This is a genomic window from Thermomonas alba, from assembly GCF_022419205.1.
Taxonomy (GTDB): Bacteria; Pseudomonadota; Gammaproteobacteria; order Xanthomonadales; family Xanthomonadaceae; genus Thermomonas; species Thermomonas alba.
In genome coordinates this window covers 204,537-226,301 of record NZ_JAJOZU010000004.1, presented here as the reverse complement: position 1 = coordinate 226,301, position 21,765 = coordinate 204,537, and the positions used below count along the sequence as shown (strand labels likewise).

Genomic DNA, 21,765 nt, shown 5'->3' with positions numbered 1-21,765 from the left:
CAGTTTCCCAACTTGCGCGCGAAGTGGCGCGTCTCAGGTCACCTGCGGATGCCAGTACAGCACGCCTTCCTGCTGCAGCCGCGCCAGCATCGGCAGGGCCTCCTGCTGGAAGGCGGCGATGTCGGCGTGGCCGGCTTCCGCGGCGAGCTGCAGCAGCAGCGCGCGGCCGCTGCGGTCGGTATTGCCGTCCGCCAGTTCCAGCAGCCGGTACAGCAGCGGCGACAGCTGCGAGAAGTGCACGCGCCCGCCGGCGTCGCGGCGCAGCAGCAGCAGCGTCGGCTGCGGCGGTGGAGCGCCGGGCTGGAAATCGGGCCCGATGCGATGCACCGGCCAGCGGTAGGCGCGCGGCCACGCCAGCGGCGACAGCGCCGGGCGGCCGTCGAGCAGGTCGGCCATCGCATCGGTCGCGGGCGCGGCGGCTTGGCTCAGTTGCAGGCCGAGTTCGGCCCACTCGTAGTCGGCCAGTTCCGCCAGCCATGGCCGCGCCGGGTCGTCGATGTGCGCGAGGAAGGCGACGAACTCCAGCCCGAGACGGGTGAACAGCGGCGTCTGGCTGCGATGGGTGGCGAGGAAGCGCCGCAGCAGGTCCCGCCACGCATCGTCGCCCAGCGTCCTGCGGATCACCGGGAAGGTGCCGGCCAGCAGGCCGCCGAGGTTGTTGAACACCAGCTCGCGGTACACCCGCAGCCGGCGCTCGGGGATCCCGGGCGGGCCAGGGTGGAACGCCGGGTCGCGCACGTGCGCCGCCAGCGCGTGCAGCTGGTCGCGCAGCGCGCTCATGCCGCCGCCTGCAGCGCGCGGATCCGCGCCACCTCGTCCAGCAGCACGGGCAGCGGCGGGAAATGGAAGTCGCGCTCCAGCAGGGTGGGGCGCACGCCGTGGGTGGCATAGGCGAAGCCGAGCAGTTCCCACACGGCGTCCTTCACGGCTGTGCCGTGGGTGTCGATCTTCAGGCCGTCGGGTTCGTCGTAGTGCCCAGCGACGTGATACGCGACGATGCGCGCCGCAGGCATCGCGGCGATGTAGGCGTGCGCATCGAAGCCGTGATTGGCCGCGTTCACGTACACGTTGTTCACGTCCAGCAGCAGGTCGCAGTCGGCGTCTTCCAGCACCGCGCGCACGAACGTCGCCTCGTCCATCTCCGCGGCTGGAATCGCATAGGTGCTCACGTTCTCGATCGCGATCCGGCGCCCGAGCACGTCCTGCGCCTGGCGGATGCGGGCGGCGACGTGGCGCACCGCCTCCTCGGTGAAGGGCAGCGGCAGCAGGTCGTAGAGGTGGCCGCCGGCCGCGCAGTAGCTCAGGTGTTCGCTGTAGAGCACCGCGCGATGGCGGTCGAGGAACGCGCGGGTCTGGCGCAGCAGTTCAAGATCCAGCGGATCCGGCCCGCCCAGCGAGAGCGACAGGCCGTGGCAGCTCAGCGGATGGCGCGCCGAAAGCCGGGCCAGCCGCTCGCCCAGCGCGCCGCCGACGCCGATCCAGTTGTCGGGGGCGCATTCCAGGAAATCGAAGGCGCCCGCAGGCGCCTCGATCAGTTCGTCCAGCAGGGCGCGGCGCAGGCCGAGGCCGGCGCTATGCGCGGGCAGCGTGGCGGACATGCCGGCTCACATGCTGCCGCATTTGCCTTCGCCGCACTTGCCCTCGCTGGCGGCCTTGGCCGCGGGCCTGGCGTCTTTCTGCATGGCGGCATGATGGGCGTCCATCTCGGCCTGGCTAATGAAGCCGTCGCCGTTGGTGTCGATCTTGGCGAACATCGCGTCCTGGCCTTTGTGCGTGGCATTGAACTCGGCGCGCGAGATGCGGCCGTCCTTGTCGGTGTCCATCTTGGCCATGCCGCAGCCGCCCTCGTGGTCGGCCTTGGCGGCCGCCATCTTGCCGGCGCCACACTTGCCCTCGCCGCCGCACTTGCCTTCCCCGGCCTTGCCGGCGGCGGACTTGCCGGCGTCCTGCATGTAGCCATGCGCCATCGCGTCCATCGAGAACAGGGAACCGGCGGCGAGGGTGCCGGTGGCAACGGCGGCGCCGAGCAGCACCGACAGCGGTTTATGGATCTGGGACATGGCAGGCTCCTGATGAGGCACGGGATCGACAGGCTTCCGATCCTAGCGCTGCTGGCGGCCGCGGCGCCAGTGCAGGGGCGCGCCGCGCACGGTCACGGCGCGACGGTGTTGCTCTCATCGCGCTTCTCACGCTCTGGCAGCGGCGCCTCGCCGTGGCGCAGGAACCAGATGTTCTCGGCGATGTTGGTGGCGTGATCGCCGACCCGCTCCAGGTTCTTGGCCATGAACAGCAGGTGGGTGCACGGGGTGATCGCGCGCGGGTCTTCCATCATGTAGGTCAAAAGCTCGCGGAACAGCCCGGTGTAGAGGGTGTCCAGTTCCGCATCGCGCTGACGCACCCGCAGCGCGGCGTCCTCATCGCGCTGACGGTAGGCCTCCAGCACGTCGCGCGCCTGCTGCACCGCCAGCTTGCCGAGCGCGGTCAGGCCGCGCGTGTGCGGCAGTGGCGGGGCCAGATTCAGCGCCAGCGAGCGCTTGGCGATGTTGGCGGCGTAGTCGCCGATCCGCTCGATGTCGGAGGCCACGCGCAGCGCGGCGAGGATGATGCGCAGGTCGGACGCGAGCGGGCCGCGTCGGATCAGGTGGATCACGTCGTGGTTGACCTGATGCTCCAGCGCGTCGATCGCCTCGTCGTTGGCGATCACGCGCTCGGCGGCATTGCCATCGCGGCGTTCGACCACGTCCAGCGCCGCTTCCAGCTGGGCGACCGCCATGTTGCCCATCCGGATCAGCTCATCGAGCAGGGCGGCCTGCTCTTTGTCGTAGCTACGGACGATATGGCTGCCTTGTTCGTTCATGGGTGTGCTCCTGGCCCGCTGGTGGAGGGGCGCATCGTCGTCGGGGTATGGGTCAAGCGTGCTCAGCCGAAGCGGCCGGTGATGTAGTCCTCGGTCTGCTGCTTGGCAGGGGTCGAGAAAATCTGCGCGGTCGGGCCGTATTCGACCAGATCCCCGAGATACATGAAGGCGGTGTAATCCGACACGCGCGCCGCCTGCTGCATGTTGTGGGTGACGATCATGATGGTGAAGCTCTGCTTGAGCTCTTCCACCAGCTGTTCGATGCGGCTGGTGGAGATCGGGTCCAGCGCCGAGGTCGGCTCGTCCAGCAGCAGCACCTCCGGGCGCAGGGCAACCGCGCGCGCGATGCACAGGCGTTGCTGCTGGCCGCCGGACAGGCTCAGGCCGCTGGCCTTCAGCTTGTCCTTCACTTCGTCCCACAGCGCGGCCTGGCGCAGCGCCTGTTCTACCCGGTCGTCCAGCTCCGAGCGTGACAGTCGCTCATGATGGCGGATGGCGTAGGCCACGTTCTCGTAGATCGTCATCGGGAACGGCACCGGCTTCTGGAACACCATGCCGACCTTGCTACGCAGGCGGTTGATCGGGTACTTCGGATCGAGCACGTTGTCGCCGTCCAGCAGCACCTCGCCTTCGGCGCGCAGCTTGGGATAAAGCGCGTAGATGCGGTTGAACACGCGCAGCAGGGTGGATTTGCCGCAGCCGGACGGGCCAATCAGCGCGGTGACGTGCTTCTCCGGCACGTCGAGATTGATGTTCTTGACCGCGTGGAACTTGTCGTACCAGAAGTTCAGGCCGCGCGCGGCGATCTTAGGCGGAGGCGCTGCGGCGGCGGTGTGCTCGGCGGGCATGGCCGTGGCGTGCGTGGAGGGCATTGGAATGGTCCGCAGGTCAGTCATGGGTCATTTTGTTGCGCAGCACGATCGCCCGCGCGATCAGGCTGATCGCCAGCACGAACAGGGTGAGGATGAAGGCGCCGGCCCAGGCCAGCGCGTGCCAGCCGTCGTAGGGGCTCATGGCGAACTGGAAGATCACCACCGGCACGTTGGCCATCGGTGCCAGTAGGTCGGTGGTCCAGTACTGATTGTTGAGCGCGGTGAACAGCAGCGGGGCGGTTTCGCCGCTGATGCGCGCCAGCGCCAGCAGGATGCCGGTGACGATCCCGGGCAGAGCGCTGCGGTAGAGCACCTGCAGGATCATCTTCCACTGCGGCACACCCAGCGACAGCGCGGCCTCGCGCATCTGCACCGGCACCAGGCGCAGCATCTCGTCGGTGGTGCGCACCACTACCGGCAGCACGATGAAGGCCAGGGCGATGCCGCCCGCCAGCGCCGAGAAGTGGCCCATCTGCGCCACCACCAGGGTGTACACGAACAGGCCAAGCACGATCGAAGGCGCCGATAGCAAAATGTCGTTGATGAAACGCACGGCCTCGCCCAGCCAGTGGCGGTTGGCGTATTCGGCCAGGTAGGTGCCGGCCAGGACGCCGATCGGCGCGCCGATGGCGATGCCCATCAGGCTGATTACGGCGCTGCCGAAGAAGGCGTTGAGCAGGCCGCCGCCCTCCTCGCCGGGCGGGGGCGTCATCTGGGTGAACAGCGCCGGGCTGATTGCGCTGATGCCCGTGCGCAGCGTGGTCCACATGATCCAGATCAGCCAGAACAGGCCGAACAGGGTGGCGAGCGTCGCGAGAAGCTGGGCGAGGATGTTCTTGAACGCGCGCCAGCCGTGCAGGGACGGAAACATCAGCGGCCCTCCTGGCGGTTGAGTCGTCGCAGCATCAGGCGTGCCAGCGTGAGTACAACGAAGGTCAGCATGAACAGCACGAAGCCGAGCGCGATCAGCGCGGACAGGTACATCTTGGAATCGGCTTCGGTGAACTCGTTGGCGATGGTGGCGGCGATCGAGTTGCCCGGCTCCAGCAGTGAGTAAGTGAGCGCATGCGCGTTGCCGAGCACGAAGGTCACCGCCATCGTCTCGCCCAGCGCGCGCCCGAGGCCGAGGAAGATGCCGCCGATCACCGCCGAGCGGGTGTAGGGCAGCACCACGTCCCAGACCACTTCCCAGCGGGTCGCGCCGAGCGCGTAGGCGGATTCCTTGAGCGGCCCCGGCACGGTGAGGAACACCTCGCGCATCACCGAGGAGACGAAGGGGATCACCATGATGGCCAGCACCAGCCCCGCGGTGCCCATGCCCAGCCCCAGCGGCGGACCGCTGAACAGCACACCGATGCCGGGCAGCTGGCCGAGGTGTTCATCCACCCACGGGAACACGTGTTCGCCCAGCAGCGGGGCCAGCACGAACAGGCCCCACATGCCATAGATGATCGAGGGAATGCCCGCCAGCAGTTCCACCGCTGCGCCGATCGGCGCGCGCAGCCAGCGCGGGGCGATTTCGGTCAGGAAGAAGGCGATGCCGAAACTGACCGGCACGGCGATCAGCATGGCGATGGCGGCGGTGACCACGGTGCCGTAGATCGGCACCAGGGCGCCGAACTGTTGCTGTACCGCATCCCATTGATCTGTCCAGAGGAAGGCCAGACCGAACTTGTGGAAGGCCAGGCGCCCGCCCCACAGCATCGACAGCGCGGCGGCGACCAGGCTGATCAACACCAGCATGCCGGCGGTGGTCACCAGCCAGCGGAAACGGGTGTCGGTGCGCAGGTCGGCGCGTTCGCGCGGCGTCAGATCGAGACTGTCGGATGTGGCGTTCATCGCAGTGACTTGGGCTCTGCTGGGGGCGTGGGCACGCGTGCGTGCCTCACCCGGCAGACGGGGTTGGGCGTGTGCGGAGGTGTCGGGAAGATCGGTGCAGAGTGGGTATGAAACGATGGTTTTATGACAGCTTCGTGACATGGATCGAAATGAAAAAAGGCGGGCCCGAGGGGCCCGCCTGGCTACAGCCTGCTGCAGGGATTACTTGCTGGCGATGTTCTGCGCCCAGTAGGTCTCGATCTGCTGCACCAGCGAGGCGGGCAGCGGCACGTAGTCCAGCGCCGCGGCCTGCGGCTGGCCGTTTTCCAGCGCCCACTTGAAGAAGGCCAGCGCCTGACGGGTGCGCGCGGCATCCTTGGGCTTCTTGTACATGATCGCCCAGGTCGTGGCCGTGATCGGCCAGGCGTTGGCACCCGGGGCATTGGTCATGATCAGGTTGAAATCCTTGACGGCTCCCCAGTTGGCGCTGGCCGCGGCGGCCTGGAAGGTCTCGTCGCTGGGACGCACGAAGTTGCCGGCGGCATTCTTCATCAGTGCATACGTCAGCTTGTTCTGCAGGGCATAGGCATATTCCACGTAGCCGATACCGCCGCGGATCTGGCGGGTATAAGCCGCCACGCCTTCGTTGCCCTTGCCGCCGACGCCGACCGGCCACGCCACCGAGGTGCCCTCACCGACCTTCTGCTTCCACTCCGGGCTGACCTTGGACAGGTAGTTGGTGAAGTTGAAGGTGGTGCCCGAGCCGTCGGAGCGGTGCACCACGGTGATCTTCATGTCCGGCAGCTTCAGGCCCGGATTCAGCGCGGCGATGCGCGGGTCGTTCCACTTGGTGATCTTGCCCAGGTAGATGTCGGCCAGCAGCGTGCCGTCGATCTTCATCGCACCCGGGGCCACGCCCGGCACGTTCACCACCGGCACGATGCCGCCGATCACCAGCGGGAACTGCGCCAGGCCGGCCTGCTTCAGCTCTTCGGCCGAGAGCGGCTTGTCGGAGGCGCCGAAATCCACGGTCGCGGCCTTGATCTGGGCGATGCCGCCGCCGGAACCGATCGACTGGTAGTTGATCTTGTTGCCGGTCTTGGCGTTGTAATCGGCCGACCACTTGGACAGGATCGGATAGACGAAGGTCGAGCCGGCGCCGGTGATGTCGGCGGCGGCAGCATTCGCAGTCAGGCCGGCGGCCAGCGCGAGCAGGGCGGCACGGGATTTGGTGAGCTTGAACACGGGACACTCCTGAAGGGTCGAGGATTTCGGCGGCAGCGCCGCGCGCCGCCATTGGACGGCGTGGCGGTGACAAGCGTGCGGCATCAATGTGACGCCTGCATGACAGCCGGTGACGACGCTGGAGTGCCGGCGACGTGAAAAAAGCGTGAGTCCGACATAAATCTGCAATGAATCGGCCGTCAAAATGAGCGGCGGCAAGCTGGCGGTGAGTTCCTCCGCCGCGCGCGCCCAGTCCCGCGATTCAACGCTTTACTTCTTCTTTCCCCAAATCTGGAGTCCGTCATGCGTCCCACCCATCTGGCCGCCGCCGTCGCTTTGGCCATCGCCAGCACCAGTTTCAACGCCGCCGCGCAGAGCGCGCCCAGCGCCCAGGACATCGCCGAGTTGAAGGCGCAGATCGCCGCGTTGCAGGCGCAGGTCGAGGCGCTGCAGGCACAGGCCGATGCGCAGTCCGATGTGAACATCACCCAGGCCAAGGCGATCGAGGACGCCGAGGCCACCAAGGGCAAGGTGGACAAGCTCGCCAAGCTGGTGAACGACACCAGCATCAGCGGCCGCCTGTACTACGACCTGACCAACATCGACGATCGAAATCATGGCGTGAAGACCAACAAGTCGGGCTTCGCGTTCGATATCAAGCGCTTCTATCTGGGCGTGGACCACAAGTTCAACGACCAGTGGTCGATGAACCTGACCACCGACTTCCAGTACTCCTCGGCGATCGCTTCCACCGAGGTCTATCTGAAGAAGGCCTACGTGCAGTACAAGCTCAGCGACGCGTTCGTGCTGCGCGCGGGTAGCGCCGACCTGCCGTGGGTGCCGTTCGCGGAGAGCTGGTACGGCATGCGCTACGTCGAGAACACCCTCATCGACCGTCTGAAGTTCGGCACCTCGGCCGACTGGGGCTTGCACGCCAGCGGCAAGGTCGCCGGCGGCGCGATGGAGTACGCGGTGGCCGCCCTGAACGGCAATGGCTACAAGAACCCGAGCCGCAGCAAGGGCCTGGACTTCGAAGGTCGCCTGAGCTACGCGCCGACCAGCAGCACCGTGCTCGCGGTGGGCTTCTACAACGGCACCCTGGGCAAGGAGACCCAGCTCACCCCGAGCCTGCACAACGCCGAGCGCGTGAACTTCCTGGCTGCCTACGCCGCCGGCACCACCCGCCTGGGCGTGGAGTACTTCCAGGCCAAGAACTGGAACAACGTGCTGACCGTGGCCACCGACAAGGCCAGCGGCTGGTCGGCCTGGGGCAGCATTGGCCTCGGCGGCGACGGCATCAACCTGTTCGGCCGCTACGATCGCACCGACCTCAGCAAGACCCTCGACCCGACCCTGCGCGATACCTACTACAACCTGGGCGTCGAGTTTCCGATCACCAAGGGCGTGAAGCTGGCCACCGTGTACAAGCACACCGACCAGAAGAACGCGGCCTTGACCAAGGACCTCAAGACCGACGAGTTCGGCGTGTGGGGCGAGTTCCGCTTCTGATCCTCGGCAAGCAGCCAGACGAAGTGGCATGGGCGGCGGGCTGCGGTCCGCCGCCTTTTTTGCGAGGAATGCCGGAGTGCGCCGTCAGTTCGCCCAGCGCGACGGGCCCTTGTCCGGCCAGCGGCAGAGGTCGTGGATCGGGCAGTGCAGGCAGTCCGGCTTGCGCGCCTTGCACACGTAGCGGCCGTGCAGGATCAGCCAGTGGTGGGCATCGCGCGCGAACTCGGCCGGCACTAGCTTCACCAGCTTGTCCTCGACCGCGCGCACGGTCTTGCCGGGCGCCAGCCCGGTGCGATTGGAAACCCGGAAGATGTGGGTGTCCACCGCGATGGTAGGCTGGCCGAACGCGGTGTTGAGCACCACGTTGGCGGTCTTGCGGCCCACGCCGGGGAGCGCTTCCAGCGCCTCGCGGGTGCGCGGCACCTCGCCGCCGTGGTGCTCCAGCAACTGCCGGCACAGCGCGATGATATTGGCGGCCTTGGCGTTGTAAAGGCCGATCGTGTTGATGTAGCCCTTCAGGCCATCCTCGCCCAGCGCCAGGATCGCCTGCGGCGTGTTGGCCACCGGGAACAGACGGCGGGTGGCCTTGTTCACGCCCACGTCGGTGGCCTGCGCGGAGAGCACCACCGCCACCAGCAGTTCGAACGGGGTGGAATACTCGAGCTCGGTGGTGGGATGCGGGTTGGAAGCGCGCAGGCGGGTGAACAGTTCGCGGATTTCGTCGCGGGTGAGGCGGCTGCCGCGCGCCACCTGGCGGCGTGCGCGGCGGCTCATGAGCGGCGCGCGCGGGCTTTTTCCAGCGCCCGCGCCAGCGCGGCGGCGGCCGCTGGCGGCAGCGCCGGTGCCGAGGACGAAGGCGCAGGTGGCGCCGCACGCGCAGCGGCGCGCCGGGCCGCGATCCGCTGTAGCCGCGCCGTGCGGGCGCGATGGCGCTCGCGTGCGGCCAGCGCGCGCAGGCGGGCCGTGCGCGCGTCCTGCAGCCGCTGCCGGCAGGCCGATGCGCAGGCCGGGCAGGCTGCGGTTTCGAGCAGCCCCAGCGTCAGCGCGGTATCCAGATCATCGCGCGCGAGCGCATCCAGGATCGCGTGCGCCTGCGCGCCCTCCGGCGCGGTGCAGCGGCAGTCGTGGCAGGGGCCGGGCATCATTGCGGCGGCGCTCACGTGCCGGTGAAGGTGGGCTTGCGCTTTTCCAGGAATGCGGCGGTGCCTTCGCGCATGTCGTGGGTGGCGAACATCAGGCCGAACTGGGCGGACTCGTATTCCAGGCCCTCTTCCAGCCCGCACTCGCCGCCGATGTTCACGCAATCCAGCAGGCCGCGCAGGGCCAGCGGGGCGGCCGCGGCCAGTTGCGCGGCCAGCTTGCCGGTTTCCGCCTCGAGTTCGGCGGCGGGTACCACCCGGTTGACGATCCCGAGCTGCTGTGCGCGCTCGGCCGTGATCGGCGCGCCGGTCAGGCACAGCTCGAGGGTGGCGGCGCGCCCGCACAGGCGCAGCAGGCGCTGGCTGCCACCGAAGCCGGGGATCAGGCCGAGGTTGATCTCGGGCTGGCCGACCTTGGCGGTGTCCGCGGCGATCCGCAGGTGGCAGCTCATCGCCAGCTCCAGCCCGCCGCCGAGCGCGTAGCCGTTGATCATCGCGATGACCGGTTTGGGCAGCTTTTCGATCCGGCGCATCATGCGGCTGCCGCGCAGGGAGAAATCGCGGCCCTGCACCGGCGAGAGCGCGTTCATCTCGGCGATGTCGGCGCCCGCCACGAAGGCCTTGGGGCCGGCGCCGGTGAGCACCACCACGCGCACGTCTGGGTCGCGGGCGGCATCGGCGAAAGCGGCATCGAGCGCGTCGATCACCTCGACATTGAGGGCATTGAGCTTGTCCGGGCGGTTGATGCGAAGGGTGCGGATGCCGGCGGCGGTGTCGATCAGCAGCAGAGGCTCGGTCATGGGGGATCGTCCGGAGGGGAATGGAACTTTGCCCGGCGTGGCGTGTCACACTGACGGGCTGCGGTGGCAGGTAAGCACTGCGGTCAGTATCCTACCTTGTCATGCCGGCGCGGATTGGCCGGCAAGACGATTCCCCCCGGTCTTGTGCCGGATTCCCCTTGGGTCGCGCGTCGGCCCGCTTTGACCATGTGAGGTTGTGGATGAAGTTGCGTGCGATCGCTGCCAGCCTGGCGGCCCTGACCCTGACCGCCGGCCTCGCCTCGGCGCAGACCAAGCCGGCCGCGGCCCCGGCCAAGCCGGCGACCCCGGCGGCCAAACCCGCCGGTACTTCGACGGCGGCCCCCGCGGTGGACAAGTTCCACGCCAGCTATGCCTTCGGTTGGCAGCTGGGGATGGAGCTGGCCAACACCGGTGAGCCCATCGATATCGCCACCGTGGTGCGGGGCGTCCAGGATGCCTATGCCAGGAAGCAGCCGGCATATACCGAGCAGCAGTTGAGCACCGCGTATGCCGGCTTCCAGCAGCGCATGCAGCAGAAGGCCGAGGAGGCGTTTCGCAAGGCGCTGGCCGACAACCAGGCGCAGTCGGCCGACTTCGTGAACAAGTACAAGGCCCAGGAGGGCGTGATCACGCTGCCCAGCGGCATCATGTACCGCGTCGCCAAGGCGGGCACCGGCGCCAAGCCGACCGCCAGCAGCGAGGTGCAGATCGCGTTCCGTAGCTTCCTGGCCGCCGTCGGGATGCCGCTGAGTGGCGTGCAGACCCCGCCGCCGTTCAAGGTCGGGGATGCGCCGATCCCGGCACTGAAGGAAACCCTGCCGCTGATGCAGCAGGGCGCGGTGTATGAGGTGGTGATTCCGCCGGGCAAGATGGGTGGCACGCAGAACGATCAGCTCGCGCAGCAGGCGATCGCGCTGCAGGTCGAGCTCGGCGCGGTGAAGTAACCGCCCGAGCCCCGATCCGGTTTCGTGAAGCGCCGGCCTCGCGCCGGCGTTTTACGTTTACGGTATGACCATGGACCGCATGAACACTGCATTTTCAGCAATCTTGAGCCCTTGCATCGGCGTCTGCCGGCTGGATGGCGAGGGGCTGTGCGTGGGTTGCCATCGCAGTGGTGAGGAGATCGCCGCCTGGGCCGGCATGAGCGAGGCACAGCGCCTGCATTTCATGGATGAGGTGCTGCCGGCACGTGCCGCGCAGCGGGAGTCGGATTGATGCGGGGTGAGCGGCTACTCACCCGGTTGCGACGCGCGCTGCATCCGCTGGATGCCCCGCCGCAGGGGGCGCCATGGAACCTGGCGGAACTGGACGGGCTGCCGTTGCCTTTGGCGCCGCGTCCGGCAGCGGTGTTGGTGGGGGTGATTCCGCGCGCGCCCGGCGCCACTGTGCTGCTGACCCGCCGCAACGCGCATCTGCGCCAGCACGCCGGACAGGTCAGTTTCCCCGGTGGCCGCATGGATCCGGACGACCCTCATCCGCTGGCCACCGCCCTGCGCGAGGCGCACGAGGAAGTCGGCCTGGAGCCGACGCAGGCATCCCCGCTGGGTTATCTCGACCCGCTGCTGACGATCACCGGGTTTCGGGTGCAGCCGGTGCTGGCGCTGCTAGCAGACGATTTCCACCCGCGGCCGCAGCCGGACGAGGTGGCCGACGTGTTCGAGGTGCCGCTGGAGCTGCTGCTGGATCCGGCCCGGCTGGAGACCTTCGAACTGCAATACGGTGGCCGCACCCGCCGCGTGTTTCAGTACGATTATCCGCAGCAGCGGATCTGGGGCGTCACCGCCTCGATCCTGTTCAATCTTCGCCAGCGGCTGGCGAACGTGGAGCGAGGAGGCATGTGATGGCCGGATGGACGACGCTGGTGCAACCCGACATCCTCGCGCTGGCGCTCAGCCGCGGGGATCTGGTGATCGTGGACTGCCGCTTCAGCCTGGCCGATCCCACGGCCGGCGAGCAGGCCTGGCGGCGCTCGCATATCCCGGGCGCGGTGTATGCGCATCTGGAGCGCGACCTGTCCGACATGCGTCGCACGGGCGAGGGCCGCCATCCCTGGCCGGAGTGCGATGCCTTCCTGCAGCGGCTGCAGCAGTGGGGCATCAGTCCGTCCACCCAGGTGGTGGCCTACGACGATGGCGACGGCGCGATCGCCGCGCGCCTGTGGTTCCTGCTGCGCGTGCTCGGGCATGAAAAAGTGGCGGTATTGGATGGCGGCTTGGCACGCTGGGTGGCGCTTGGTCTACCGACTTCCAGCACGCTGCAATCGCCGCGCCCGGCGCGCTATGCCGGAACGTTCGATATGACGCGCCTGCTGGACGCGCCGGCGGTAGAGGCACATCTGGCGGCCGGCGGGCTGCTGATCGATGCGCGCGCGCCAGAGCGTTTCCGCGGCGAGCAGGAGCCGCTGGACCGGGTGGCTGGGCACGTGCCGGGCGCCATCAATCGGCCGTATACCCAAAACCTGCACAACGGCCAGTTCAAATCGGCGATGCAACTGGCCGCCGAATTCCGCGAACTGCTTGGCGGGCGTGACCCGTCCGACGTCGTGTCGATGTGCGGTTCTGGCGTCACCGCCTGCCACAACCTGCTGGCGATGGAGCGCGCCGGGTTGCGCGGAGCCAAGCTGTTCACCGGATCCTGGAGTGGCTGGATCACCGACCCGGCGCGTCCGGTCGCGACCGGCCCGTAGAAGCGCCGGGATGCAAGGCGTGGTCGTCCGGCGGCGGGCGCTTGCGCTGCGCGCGCCGCGGGGTCGCCGCGTGGACGGCCTGTATGGATGCGGGTGCCGTCGCTGCTCGGGCCTGGCGCACCGCCCGCTCCGGAACCTCAGGGGAAAACTTCGCTCACTTTCTCATCGCTCCATCTTCTCAAGGGACGAAGCCTTCGGGCGAGCCGGGGTGGTTCAGTAGCAAGCTGCGACATGCGCGCGCAGGGGAAGCCCTCACTGCAACTGCTGCAGCACCGCCAGCACCGGCCGCACCAGGTTCAGCGTATAGAAATGCAGCGCCGGCGCGCCGCCGGCGAGCAGGCGGCGGCATAGCGCGGCCACCACGTCGGCGGCGAACGCGCGGATCGCCGCGCCGTCGTCGCCGAACGCGCGCATGCGGCGGTCGATCCAGCGCGGGATCTCCGCGCCGCAGGCCTCGGAGAAGCGGCGCAGCTGGGCGTAGTTGGCGATCGGCATGATGCCGGGCACGATCGGAACGTGGATGCCGAGCTTGCGCGCATCCTCGACGAAGCGGAAATAGGCGTCGGCGTTGTAGAAGTACTGGGTGATCGCGCCGCTTGCGCCGGCCTCGACCTTGGCCTTGAAGTGGCGCAGGTCCGCCTGCGCGTCCGGGGCCTGCGGGTGCACTTCCGGATAGGCCGCGACTTCGATGTGGAAGTGGTTGCCGTGCTCCTCGCGGATCAGGCGCACCAGTTCGCTGGCGTGGCGCAGATCGCCGCTGCGCGCCATGCCCGAGGGTAGGTCGCCACGCAGGGCCACGATCCGGGTGCAGCCCAGCGTGCGGTAGCGCCGCAGCAGCGCGCGGATCTCCTCGCGGCTGCCGCCGACGCAGGTCAGATGCGGCACGCCCTCCAGCGCGTGGACCGCGCGCAGCCGCTGCACGGTCTCCGGGGTCTGGCTCAGGGTCGAGCCGCCGGCGCCGAAGGTCACCGACATGAACTCGGGCCGGTACGCCTTGAGCCGCTCCACCGTACGGTCGAACTGGGCGCGCTGCTGGTCGGTCTTGGGTGGGTAGAACTCGAAGCTGATGCGGTGCATGGCCGCACTCCAGAGAGGGGTGGGGCCAATGATAACGTTTATCCGGATGAAGAGATGAAATCTGCGGTGATTGCAGCCGCGGGTGGATAGCGACGGGACGCGCAAAACGGCGCGGGCGCCGTGAGGCACCCGCGGCGGCTGGCAGCCGGGCATCCCCGGTCTTCAGTAGCGGTAGTGCTCCGGCTTGTACGGCCCGTCCACCGGCACGCCGAGATAGGCAGCCTGCTCGGGGGTCAGGGTCGTCAGCTTCACGCCGATCTTTTCCAGATGCAGCCGCGCCACTTCCTCATCCAGCTTCTTGGGCAGCATGTACACCTTGCGCTCGTAGCGGTCCCGGTTCGCCCATAGGTCGATCTGCGCCAGCGTCTGGTTGGAGAAGCTGTTGCTCATCACGAAGCTGGGATGGCCGGTGGCGCAGCCCAGGTTCACCAGCCGGCCTTCCGCCAGCAGGTAGATGCTGTGGCCGTCGGGGAAGGTGTACTTGTCCACCTGCGGCTTGATGTTGGTCTTCACCGCGGCGCTGGCGTTCAGGCGATCGACCTGGATCTCGTTGTCGAAGTGGCCGATGTTGCAAACGATGGCCTGGTCCTTCATCGCCTGCATGTGTTCGAGCGTGATGATGTCCCGGTTGCCGGTGGTGGTGACGTAGATGTCGGCGGTTCCGAGGGTGTCCTCGACCGTCTTCACCTCGAAGCCCTCCATCGCCGCCTGCAGGGCGCAGATCGGGTCGATCTCGGTGACGATCACGCGGCAGCCGTAGGCGCGCAGCGAGTGCGCCGAGCCCTTGCCGACGTCGCCGTAGCCGCACACCACCGCGACCTTGCCCGCCAGCATCACGTCCATCGCGCGCTTCAGGCCATCGGCCAACGACTCGCGGCAGCCGTACAGGTTGTCGAACTTGCTCTTGGTGACCGAGTCGTTGACGTTGATCGCCGGCACCAGCAGCTTGCCTTTCTCGGCCAGCTGGTAGAGGCGGTGCACGCCGGTGGTGGTCTCCTCGGAGACGCCCTTCCAGTCCTTGACCACGCGGGTCCAGAAGCCGGGGCGTTCGCGGGCGACGCGCTTGAGCAGGTCCTTGATCACCTGCTCCTCGTGGCTGCCGGAGGGCGAGTTGACCCAGGCATCGTCGCCCTGTTCCAGCTCGTAGCCCTTGTGGATCAGCAGGGTGACGTCACCGCCGTCGTCCACCACCAGCTGCGGGCCGGTCAGGGTGCCGTCGGGCAGGGTGAAGGTCAGCGCGGCCAGGGTGCAGTCCCAGTATTCCTCCAGGGTCTCGCCCTTCCAGGCGAACACCGGGATGCCGGAGGCGGCGATCGCGGCGGCAGCGTGGTCCTGGGTGCTGAAGATGTTGCAGGACGCCCAGCGCACGTTGGCGCCGAGATCCTTGAGCGTCTCGATCAGCACCGCGGTCTGGATGGTCATGTGCAGCGAGCCGGTCACGCGCACACCCTTGAGCGGGGCCTGCGGCGCGTACTTGCGGCGGATCGACATCAGGCCGGGCATCTCGTGCTCGGCGATCTCGATTTCCTTGCGGCCCCAGTCGGCCAGGGAGAGGTCGGCGACCTTGTAGTCGGCAGTGATGGAGTGGGGCTTGATCTGTGCGTTCATGGGTTGCTCCGGTCATGACACCCTCCCCCGCTTGCGGGGAAGGGTGGGGTGGGGTACCGGGCGCCGTTGTCACGGGAGAACCTCCGCCGAGCCTGGCCGTGTCTCCACGGTCGCAGCGCCCCTCGGCGGGCAGCAGCACATTCTACTGCTTTGGCCTGGACACGGGTCGCCGGCAGCCCGGGCCGTGCGGGCCAAGCTCCGGGGGTGTTCAAGCCGGCACCCGAAGGCTGGACATCACGTGCATGTCAGCGTAACCTTGATGGTTAAAAGAAATGTGGATGGGATGGAACTCCGTTTTGCGCACGGCAAGCTGGAGAAGGAATGCAACGACATGCGCCTTTTGCAGCGCCGGCACGGCGAGCGCCGTGCGAAGCTGCTGGCCAACCGGCTCGCCGTCCTGGCGGCGGCGACCTCATTGGCCGATCTGTGGCCGCCCTATCGTGGCCCCATGCGCTGCCATGAGCTCACCGGCGATCGTGCCGGGCAGCTATCCCTTGACCTCGACCATCCCTACCGCTTGCTTTTCTGCCCGGATCACACCCCGCCTCCGCAACGTCCGGAAGGAGGCCTGGACTGGGCCCGCGTGACCCGCATTCTCATCCTCGAAGTGGCCGATACTCATGAATAGCGCAACCGCCTACCGGCCCAACTACGCCGTTCCACCCGGCGCCGTGCTGGACGAGCATCGCGAAGCTGCCGGTCTGACCCAGATGGAACTCGCCCAGCGGCTCGGCTTTTCCGTCAAGCACGTCAATCGCTTGCTGGGCGGACAGGAGCCGGTGACCCCGGAAACCGCACTCAAGCTCGAAGCCGTGTTTGGCCTGCCCGCGCACGTGTGGCTCGGGCTAGAGGCGCGCTACCGCGAGCATCGGGCCCGCGAGGCGGAGCAGGAGGCGCTCGAGCGCGAGCTACACTGGCTGGAGCAGATCCCGCATCGCGCCATCGCCCGGCTCGGCTGGATCCCCCAGCGGCTGCGCGGCATCGAACTGGTTCGCGCACTGCGCGCGTTCTTCGGGGTGGGGTCGCTCGATTATCTTCCCGAGGTCTGGGGGCGGCTGCAGGCAGCCTACCGCAAGTCGGCGGCATTCCAGTCGCACGAGTGGGCGCTGCTGGCATGGCTGGCGCAGGGCGAGCGCGAGGCCGAGCAGCGCGTCTGCCAGCCGTTCGATGCCGGTGCGCTGCGGGCCGCCCTGCCGGAGCTCAAGGCGCTGTCGCGGCTGCGTGGCACGGACTTCGTCGAACCGCTGATGGCGCGCTGCGCGCGGCTGGGCGTCGCGCTGGTCTTCCTGCCCGCGCCCGACGGCGCCCGCGTCTGCGGTGCCACGCGCTGGCTCACCAAGGACAAGGTGCTGGTGCAGCTGAGCCTGCGCTACAAGACCGACGACCAGCTGTGGTTTACCCTGTTCCACGAGTTCGGCCACGTGCTGCTGCACGGCAAGCGCGAGCAGTTCATTGACTTCGCCAACGGTCATGACGCCAGCGACGCCGAGCGCGAAGCCGACGAGTTCGCCGGCCGCCAGCTCATCGCACCTTCGGCCATGACCGCATTCATCGCCGCCGGTGATTTCAGCCGCCGCGCGGTCGAAGCGTTCGCCGTCGCCCAGGGAGTGAGCGCGGGCATCGTCGTCGGCCAGTTGCAGCACCGTCGGGTGGTCCCGTTCAACAGTGCCCTCAGCAAGCTCAAGACCAGCTTCCGCTGGGCGCATGAGGTGCGCGCCGCATGATTCCCTTCGTTCCGGCGGTGCGCGGCTTTCGTCGCGCGCCCGCCTGCTGCCTATGGACCGGACACCGCAATGCCTGAACTGAACTGGCTGGGAGATCAGAACGCACGCCGCGCCGCGGGCAAGGTGGCGTACCGGCTGCTGGAAACCGTGGAGCAGGTGGGCGACCCGGCCGCGGACAATCTGCTGATCCAGGGCGACAACCTGGAGGCGCTCAAGAGCCTGCTGCCGCTGTACGCCGGACGGGTCAAGTGCATCTTCATCGACCCGCCGTACAACACCAAGAGCGCGTTCGAGCACTACGACGACAACCTCGAGCACAGCCAGTGGCTCTCGATGATGTACCCGCGGCTGGTGCTGCTGCGCGATCTGCTGGCCGAAGACGGCTCGATCTGGGTGACGATCGACGACAACGAGGCGCATTACCTCAAGGTCATCATGGATGAGGTGTTTGGGCGTGATCGATTCATTGCTGACATAGCATGGAAGCGACGGGACGGCGCACCCAATGACCGAAAGATCGGTTCTACCTATGACCATGTCTTGGTTTTTAGTAAAGAGGGCAAGGGTGGAGCAAAGAAGACTCGTGCTGAAGAATCCTTCAATTTGATGGCCCGCACGGAGAAAGCTGATTCGCAATATCGGCTATATGAAGAGCCATTCGGTTTTGATGAGCGAGGCCCATTTCGCAAAGTGGACTCTACAGGGAACGCGAAAGGCGGCAGATTTGTGGAGAGTCTGATATATCCGGTGACTAATCCGTTTACGGGGGAAACGGTGTTCCCGCGTAAAGGGCGCTGCTGGGTATACAAGCGCGAAGATATGGAAGCCATGATCGCGGATCGGCGCTTCTATTGGGGGAAGGACGGAAAAGCTGGTACCCCGATGCGAAAGCTTTTCAAATCAGAAGCGAAGGCTGGTATGACGGCACCAACCATTTGGGATGACGTCGGCCTTAACCAACACGCCGCGCGCGAGATCGAGCTCTTATTTGGTGAGAAGGCAGCTTTTGAGACTCCCAAGCCAGAGGGGCTGATGAAACGCATCATTGAGATTGCTACCAACCCCAACGACCTCGTCCTCGACAGCTTCCTCGGCTCCGGCACCACCGCCGCGGTGGCGCACAAGATGGGCCGGCGCTGGATCGGCATCGAAATGGGCGAGCACGCGCGCACGCATTGCCTGCCTCGGTTGAAGAAAGTGGTTGAAGGCGAGCAGGGCGGGATTTCCAAGGCGGTGGGCTGGCAGGGCGGCGGCGGCTTTCGCTTCATGCGGCTGGGCGAGCCGGTGTTCGACGCCGACGGCCGCATCCATCCGGCGGTGCGCTTCGCGCCACTGGCCGCCTACGTCTGGCGCGAGCACACCCACACGCCGCATCCCACCGGTGTGTTCGATTCGCCGCTGCTTGGCATCCATGGCGACACCGCCTTGGTGCTGCTCTACAACGGCATCCTCGGCGACCGCCGCCCGCAGGGCGGCAACGTGCTGACCCACGCGGTGTGGGAGCAGTTGCGCGCGCTGGCGCCGGACCATGCCGGGCCGTGGCTGGTGTTCGGCGAGGCCTGCCGGCTGACGCCGTCCACACTGAAGCGCTGCGGCATCGTGTTCCGGCAGATTCCCTACGAGATCGGGGTGGGCTGATGGCGCTCGAGCTGAAGCGGTACCAGAAGGATGCGCTGGCCGCACTGTCGGCGTTCCTGTCGGCCGCGCGCGGCAAGCGCACGCCGGGCGAAATGCAGGACGCTTTCGATGCCGCGCGCCGACAGGCGATCGGCGCGGATGCGCCGCCAGCGTCCTACCGCCCGTTCAGTGCGAAGGCGCCGGAGATCCCGGTCGCCTGCGTCCGCATCCCCACCGGCGGCGGCAAGACGCTGATGGCCGCGCATGCGATCGACATCGCGGCGCGAGACTACGTGGGGACGCGCGCGCCGATCGCGCTGTGGCTGGTCCCGAGCAACACCATCCGTACCCAGACGCTGGAAGCGCTGAAAACGCCGGGCCACCCGTACCGGCAGGCCCTGTTGCGGCACTGGCCGGAAGACCGTCTCAGCGTTCTCGACATCGCCGATTGCCGGCAGATCCGCGCGCACGATCTGGGGAGCCGCGCCATCGTGGTGGTCGGCACGGTGCAGACCCTGCGGGTGGAGAACACGGCCGCGCGCGAGGTCTATGCCTACCACGAGGACTTCGCCCCGCATTTCGCGATCGCGCCGGAGGCGGACTTCTTCGAGCGTGTGGGCGAGAACGACCTGGCCGCGCAGCCCTATCTTTCGCGCAGCGATCTGGGCCGGATCAAGGCCAGCTTCGCCAACCTGCTGGCCTGGCATCGGCCCATCGTGATCATGGACGAGGCCCACAACGCGCAGTCGCCGCTGTCCTTGACGCTGCTCGAGCGCATCCGCCCGGCCTGCGTGGTGGAATGGACCGCGACGCCGCTCAAGGACCAGAATGTGCTGTACCACGTGTCGGCGCAGGAACTGAAAAGCGCCGACATGATCAAACTGCCGATCGTGCTGGCACCGCACCCGAACTGGCGCGAGGCGGTCCGCGATGCGGTGCTGATCCGCGAGAAACTGGCCGCGGAGGCGGTGACGGAGCCGGACTATGTTCGTCCGATCGCGTTGTTCCAGGCCGACGCCAAAGGCGGCGAGGCGACGGTGGAGGTGCTGAAGGCGTATCTCGTCGAGCAGCTCCATATCGACCCGAAGCGCATCGCGATCGCCACCGGCAATCAGCGCGAGCTGGATGGGGTGGATCTGTTCCGGCGCGACTGCCCGATCGACTTCATCATTACGGTCGAGGCGCTGAAAGAGGGCTGGGACTGCTCGTTCGCCTACGTGTTCTGCACGGTGCAGAACATCCGTTCGGCCAAGGACATGGAACAGCTGTTAGGCCGCGTGCTGCGCATGCCATACGCGAAGCGCCGTGCGTCCGAGAAACTCAACCGCGCTTATGCGCACGTGTGCGGGGCGCGCACCGCGCAGGTGGCCAACCAGCTGGCGGACCGGCTGGTCAGCATGGGCTTTGAGCGAATGGAAGCGGCACAGGCGGTGCAGCCGTCGTTGAACGACGATCTCTTCGCGTCCCGGCCGATTGCGCCGGCGCAGGTGGAGTCAGAGTTCGAGACCTCGCCCGCCGCTGCGCAGGCGCTGGCCGAGGCCCTGCCGGAACAGGTGCGGGTGGAACCCGGGGAGGACGGTGCGGCGCGCGTGGTGGTGACCGGCGTGGTGGACCGGGCGATTTCCGAGGCGGCGGTCGCGGCGCTGCCGAAACGTGAACGTGAGGCCCTGACAGAGCAGTTGCAGCGCCACGACATGCGCGTGCTGGCCGCGGCGGCGCCGAGCGAGCGTGGCGAAGCCTTCGCAGCGGTGCCGCAACTGGTGCTCCCGGTGCAGGGAACGTTGCGGCTGTTCGAGCCGGAATTGCTGGACGAATTCGCGGACTACTCGCTGGCGGGGCTGCCAGCGGACCTGCCGGGCTTCACGCGCGCCGAGTCGCCGAGGCCGTACTTGATCGACATCGAACGCGGCCGTCTGGGTGTGCGTGAGGACAACGCGCAGTACGGTCTGGAGCTGGACCATGGCGGGGACGAGCTCGTGCGCCGCGAGGACGTGATCCGCGTGCTCGATCGGCGGCTTTATCACGCTGCGGTGCTGCAGGCGGACAAGATCGCGTGGCTGGGCAGGGTGATCGATAGTTTGCAGCGCAACGGCTTCGAACCGGCGTACCTGATCCGGCATATCAACGATCTGACCGATGCCGTGGCGGCGCGCTTGCGTGAACTGCTGGCCGGCCAGCGCGAGAAGGCATACCAGCAATCCCTGCTGGCGGGAGACGGCAAGGCTCGGCTGGACGAGATTGCCCGCTTCCGCTTTGACCCGCAGCGTTATCCCGCGCGCTGGCTGTATGAAGGGCGGTACCGGTTCCGCAAACATTACTTTCCGTTGCCGGGCGAGCTGAAGTCGGACGGCGAGGAAACCGACTGCGCGTTCGAGCTGGACAGTCTGCCGCCGGTGCGCCGCTGGGTGCGCAATCTGGAGCGCCAGCCCGACTGCGCATTCTGGCTGCCGACTGCAAGCGATCGCTTCTACCCGGATTTCGTCGCCGAGCTGGAGGACGGACGGCTGTTCGTGGTCGAGTACAAGGGCGGACACCTATACAACAGCCCCGATGCGCGCGAGAAGGACACCATCGGCAAGGTGTGGGCGGCCGCGAGCGGCGGGCGCTGCGTGTTCCTGATGGCGACGGATGCCAGGACGGCAGGCAAGCCGGTATCGGTGCAGTTGCGCGAGGCGGTCGGGGCCTGAGTCCGGCAGCGTGCGTCGCAGCGCTATACGCAAGCAAGAGCGATTTGCGCGTAGCCAGCGATGCCGGAAGTTATACCGCCATTCTGTCTGAGTGGTATAACCGCGCCGACCCCGCCCGCAAGACCGCCATGGCCCTTTACCGCGAAC

The 21,765-nt window shown here is 67.5% G+C and carries 20 protein-coding genes, 1 pseudogene and 1 riboswitch; of the genes and pseudogenes, 8 read left to right on the top strand and 13 right to left on the bottom strand.

Annotation, left to right across the window (positions count from 1 at the left end):
• Nucleotides 1–33: 33 nt before the first annotated feature.
• The 8 genes from ML342_RS07995 to pstS form a co-directional block, all read right to left on the bottom strand.
• Complete coding sequence (locus tag ML342_RS07995) at nucleotides 34–780, bottom strand: HvfC family RiPP maturation protein (RefSeq protein ID WP_240126516.1); 747 nt, start codon at nucleotides 778–780, stop codon at nucleotides 34–36.
• On the bottom strand, nucleotides 777–1,598 hold the full coding sequence (locus ML342_RS07990) for an HvfB family MNIO-type RiPP peptide maturase (protein WP_240126515.1): 822 nt from the start codon (nucleotides 1,596–1,598) through the stop codon (nucleotides 777–779). Before ML342_RS07990 ends, ML342_RS07995 begins: the two co-directional genes overlap by 4 nt.
• A 6-nt stretch (nucleotides 1,599–1,604) precedes the next feature.
• On the bottom strand, nucleotides 1,605–2,060 hold the full coding sequence (locus ML342_RS07985; RefSeq protein ID WP_240126514.1) for an HvfA family oxazolone/thioamide-modified RiPP metallophore: 456 nt from the start codon (nucleotides 2,058–2,060) through the stop codon (nucleotides 1,605–1,607).
• A gap of 92 nt (nucleotides 2,061–2,152) precedes the next feature.
• The gene (phoU, locus tag ML342_RS07980; RefSeq protein ID WP_240126513.1) at nucleotides 2,153–2,857 is read right to left on the bottom strand and encodes a phosphate signaling complex protein PhoU; all 705 of its coding nucleotides are present in this window, start codon (nucleotides 2,855–2,857) and stop codon (nucleotides 2,153–2,155) included.
• A gap of 62 nt (nucleotides 2,858–2,919) precedes the next feature.
• Nucleotides 2,920–3,753, bottom strand: coding sequence for a phosphate ABC transporter ATP-binding protein PstB (gene pstB, locus ML342_RS07975; protein WP_240126512.1), 834 nt, complete (start codon nucleotides 3,751–3,753; stop codon nucleotides 2,920–2,922).
• Nucleotides 3,746–4,600, bottom strand: a complete 855-nt coding sequence (gene pstA, locus ML342_RS07970; protein WP_240126511.1) for a phosphate ABC transporter permease PstA — start codon at nucleotides 4,598–4,600, stop codon at nucleotides 3,746–3,748. The genes pstB and pstA overlap by 8 nt, the downstream gene beginning before the upstream one ends.
• Entirely contained in the window at nucleotides 4,600–5,568 is a 969-nt protein-coding gene (gene pstC, locus ML342_RS07965; protein WP_240126510.1) for a phosphate ABC transporter permease subunit PstC, read from the bottom strand. Before pstC ends, pstA begins: the two co-directional genes overlap by 1 nt.
• 201 nt (nucleotides 5,569–5,769) lie before the next feature.
• Nucleotides 5,770–6,792, bottom strand: a complete 1,023-nt coding sequence (gene pstS, locus ML342_RS07960) for a phosphate ABC transporter substrate-binding protein PstS (protein ID WP_439655183.1) — start codon at nucleotides 6,790–6,792, stop codon at nucleotides 5,770–5,772.
• Nucleotides 6,793–7,074: 282 nt separating this feature from the next.
• Here pstS and ML342_RS07955 point away from each other — a divergent pair, with 282 nt between their 5' ends.
• Nucleotides 7,075–8,280, top strand: a complete 1,206-nt coding sequence (locus ML342_RS07955; RefSeq protein ID WP_240126509.1) for a porin — start codon at nucleotides 7,075–7,077, stop codon at nucleotides 8,278–8,280.
• Between the two features lie 84 nt (nucleotides 8,281–8,364).
• Here the strand turns inward: ML342_RS07955 and nth are convergent, their stop codons facing one another.
• Genes nth through ML342_RS07940 form a run of 3 tightly spaced genes read right to left on the bottom strand, consistent with a single transcriptional unit; the run spans nucleotide 8,365 to nucleotide 10,219 of the window.
• Nucleotides 8,365–9,054, bottom strand: a complete 690-nt coding sequence (gene nth / locus ML342_RS07950) for an endonuclease III (protein ID WP_240126508.1) — start codon at nucleotides 9,052–9,054, stop codon at nucleotides 8,365–8,367.
• The gene (locus ML342_RS11985; protein ID WP_338065000.1) at nucleotides 9,051–9,440 is read right to left on the bottom strand and encodes a hypothetical protein; all 390 of its coding nucleotides are present in this window, start codon (nucleotides 9,438–9,440) and stop codon (nucleotides 9,051–9,053) included. The genes nth and ML342_RS11985 overlap by 4 nt, the downstream gene beginning before the upstream one ends.
• Nucleotides 9,437–10,219, bottom strand: a complete 783-nt coding sequence (locus ML342_RS07940) for an enoyl-CoA hydratase/isomerase family protein (RefSeq protein ID WP_240126507.1) — start codon at nucleotides 10,217–10,219, stop codon at nucleotides 9,437–9,439. The genes ML342_RS11985 and ML342_RS07940 overlap by 4 nt, the downstream gene beginning before the upstream one ends.
• A gap of 200 nt (nucleotides 10,220–10,419) precedes the next feature.
• Between ML342_RS07940 and ML342_RS07935 the strand changes: the two genes are divergently transcribed.
• The 3 genes and pseudogenes from ML342_RS07935 to ML342_RS07920 all read left to right on the top strand — a co-directional run bounded on the left by ML342_RS07935 (nucleotide 10,420) and on the right by ML342_RS07920 (nucleotide 12,905).
• Nucleotides 10,420–11,163 carry an FKBP-type peptidyl-prolyl cis-trans isomerase N-terminal domain-containing protein gene (locus ML342_RS07935; RefSeq protein WP_240126506.1) on the top strand — a complete coding sequence of 248 codons (744 nt, stop codon included), beginning with the start codon at nucleotides 10,420–10,422 and terminating at the stop codon, nucleotides 11,161–11,163.
• 64 nt (nucleotides 11,164–11,227) lie between these two features.
• Nucleotides 11,228–12,060, top strand: a pseudogene (locus tag ML342_RS07925) (CoA pyrophosphatase).
• The gene (locus ML342_RS07920) at nucleotides 12,060–12,905 is read left to right on the top strand and encodes a sulfurtransferase (protein ID WP_240126503.1); all 846 of its coding nucleotides are present in this window, start codon (nucleotides 12,060–12,062) and stop codon (nucleotides 12,903–12,905) included. The pseudogene ML342_RS07925 and the gene ML342_RS07920 overlap by 1 nt, the downstream one beginning before the upstream one ends.
• Nucleotides 12,906–13,157: 252 nt before the next feature.
• Here ML342_RS07920 and metF read toward each other — a convergent pair whose 3' ends face one another.
• Both metF and ahcY read right to left on the bottom strand, forming a co-directional pair.
• A complete protein-coding gene (metF, locus tag ML342_RS07915) occupies nucleotides 13,158–13,982 on the bottom strand; it encodes a methylenetetrahydrofolate reductase [NAD(P)H] (RefSeq protein ID WP_240126502.1) in 825 nt (274 codons plus the stop codon).
• A 162-nt stretch (nucleotides 13,983–14,144) separates the two neighbouring features.
• A complete protein-coding gene (ahcY, locus tag ML342_RS07910; protein ID WP_240126501.1) occupies nucleotides 14,145–15,590 on the bottom strand; it encodes an adenosylhomocysteinase in 1,446 nt (481 codons plus the stop codon).
• A gap of 51 nt (nucleotides 15,591–15,641) precedes the next feature.
• Nucleotides 15,642–15,720, bottom strand: a riboswitch (S-adenosyl-L-homocysteine riboswitch).
• 153 nt (nucleotides 15,721–15,873) lie between these two features.
• Here ahcY and ML342_RS07905 point away from each other — a divergent pair.
• From ML342_RS07905 to ML342_RS07890, 4 genes are all read left to right on the top strand, one after another.
• Nucleotides 15,874–16,218, top strand: a complete 345-nt coding sequence (locus ML342_RS07905; protein ID WP_240126500.1) for a type II toxin-antitoxin system RelE/ParE family toxin — start codon at nucleotides 15,874–15,876, stop codon at nucleotides 16,216–16,218.
• The gene (locus ML342_RS07900) at nucleotides 16,211–17,314 is read left to right on the top strand and encodes a helix-turn-helix domain-containing protein (RefSeq protein WP_240126499.1); all 1,104 of its coding nucleotides are present in this window, start codon (nucleotides 16,211–16,213) and stop codon (nucleotides 17,312–17,314) included. Before ML342_RS07905 ends, ML342_RS07900 begins: the two co-directional genes overlap by 8 nt.
• A 69-nt stretch (nucleotides 17,315–17,383) precedes the next feature.
• Entirely contained in the window at nucleotides 17,384–18,952 is a 1,569-nt protein-coding gene (locus ML342_RS07895) for a site-specific DNA-methyltransferase (protein ID WP_240126498.1), read from the top strand.
• Complete coding sequence (locus tag ML342_RS07890) at nucleotides 18,952–21,618, top strand: DEAD/DEAH box helicase (protein ID WP_240126497.1); 2,667 nt, start codon at nucleotides 18,952–18,954, stop codon at nucleotides 21,616–21,618. The genes ML342_RS07895 and ML342_RS07890 overlap by 1 nt, the downstream gene beginning before the upstream one ends.
• Nucleotides 21,619–21,765 lie beyond the last annotated feature (147 nt).

Bases quoted from the DNA above. Each gene is read 5' to 3' on its own strand.
- metF (WP_240126502.1), bottom strand. From the start codon at position 13,982: ATGCACCGCATCAGCTTCGAGTTCTACCCACCCAAGACCGACCAGCAG.
- ML342_RS07995 (WP_240126516.1), bottom strand. From the start codon at position 780: ATGAGCGCGCTGCGCGACCAGCTGCACGCGCTGGCGGCGCACGTGCGC.
- phoU (WP_240126513.1), bottom strand. From the start codon at position 2,857: ATGAACGAACAAGGCAGCCATATCGTCCGTAGCTACGACAAAGAGCAG.
- ML342_RS07895 (WP_240126498.1), top strand. From the start codon at position 17,384: ATGCCTGAACTGAACTGGCTGGGAGATCAGAACGCACGCCGCGCCGCG.
- ahcY (WP_240126501.1), bottom strand. From the start codon at position 15,590: ATGAACGCACAGATCAAGCCCCACTCCATCACTGCCGACTACAAGGTC.
- ML342_RS07990 (WP_240126515.1), bottom strand. From the start codon at position 1,598: ATGTCCGCCACGCTGCCCGCGCATAGCGCCGGCCTCGGCCTGCGCCGC.
- pstA (WP_240126511.1), bottom strand. From the start codon at position 4,600: ATGTTTCCGTCCCTGCACGGCTGGCGCGCGTTCAAGAACATCCTCGCC.
- pstC (WP_240126510.1), bottom strand. From the start codon at position 5,568: ATGAACGCCACATCCGACAGTCTCGATCTGACGCCGCGCGAACGCGCC.
- ML342_RS07920 (WP_240126503.1), top strand. From the start codon at position 12,060: ATGGCCGGATGGACGACGCTGGTGCAACCCGACATCCTCGCGCTGGCG.
- ML342_RS07935 (WP_240126506.1), top strand. From the start codon at position 10,420: ATGAAGTTGCGTGCGATCGCTGCCAGCCTGGCGGCCCTGACCCTGACC.
- ML342_RS07905 (WP_240126500.1), top strand. From the start codon at position 15,874: ATGGAACTCCGTTTTGCGCACGGCAAGCTGGAGAAGGAATGCAACGAC.
- nth (WP_240126508.1), bottom strand. From the start codon at position 9,054: ATGAGCCGCCGCGCACGCCGCCAGGTGGCGCGCGGCAGCCGCCTCACC.
- pstB (WP_240126512.1), bottom strand. From the start codon at position 3,753: ATGACTGACCTGCGGACCATTCCAATGCCCTCCACGCACGCCACGGCC.
- ML342_RS07890 (WP_240126497.1), top strand. From the start codon at position 18,952: ATGGCGCTCGAGCTGAAGCGGTACCAGAAGGATGCGCTGGCCGCACTG.
- ML342_RS07985 (WP_240126514.1), bottom strand. From the start codon at position 2,060: ATGTCCCAGATCCATAAACCGCTGTCGGTGCTGCTCGGCGCCGCCGTT.
- ML342_RS07900 (WP_240126499.1), top strand. From the start codon at position 16,211: ATGAATAGCGCAACCGCCTACCGGCCCAACTACGCCGTTCCACCCGGC.
- ML342_RS07940 (WP_240126507.1), bottom strand. From the start codon at position 10,219: ATGACCGAGCCTCTGCTGCTGATCGACACCGCCGCCGGCATCCGCACC.
- ML342_RS07955 (WP_240126509.1), top strand. From the start codon at position 7,075: ATGCGTCCCACCCATCTGGCCGCCGCCGTCGCTTTGGCCATCGCCAGC.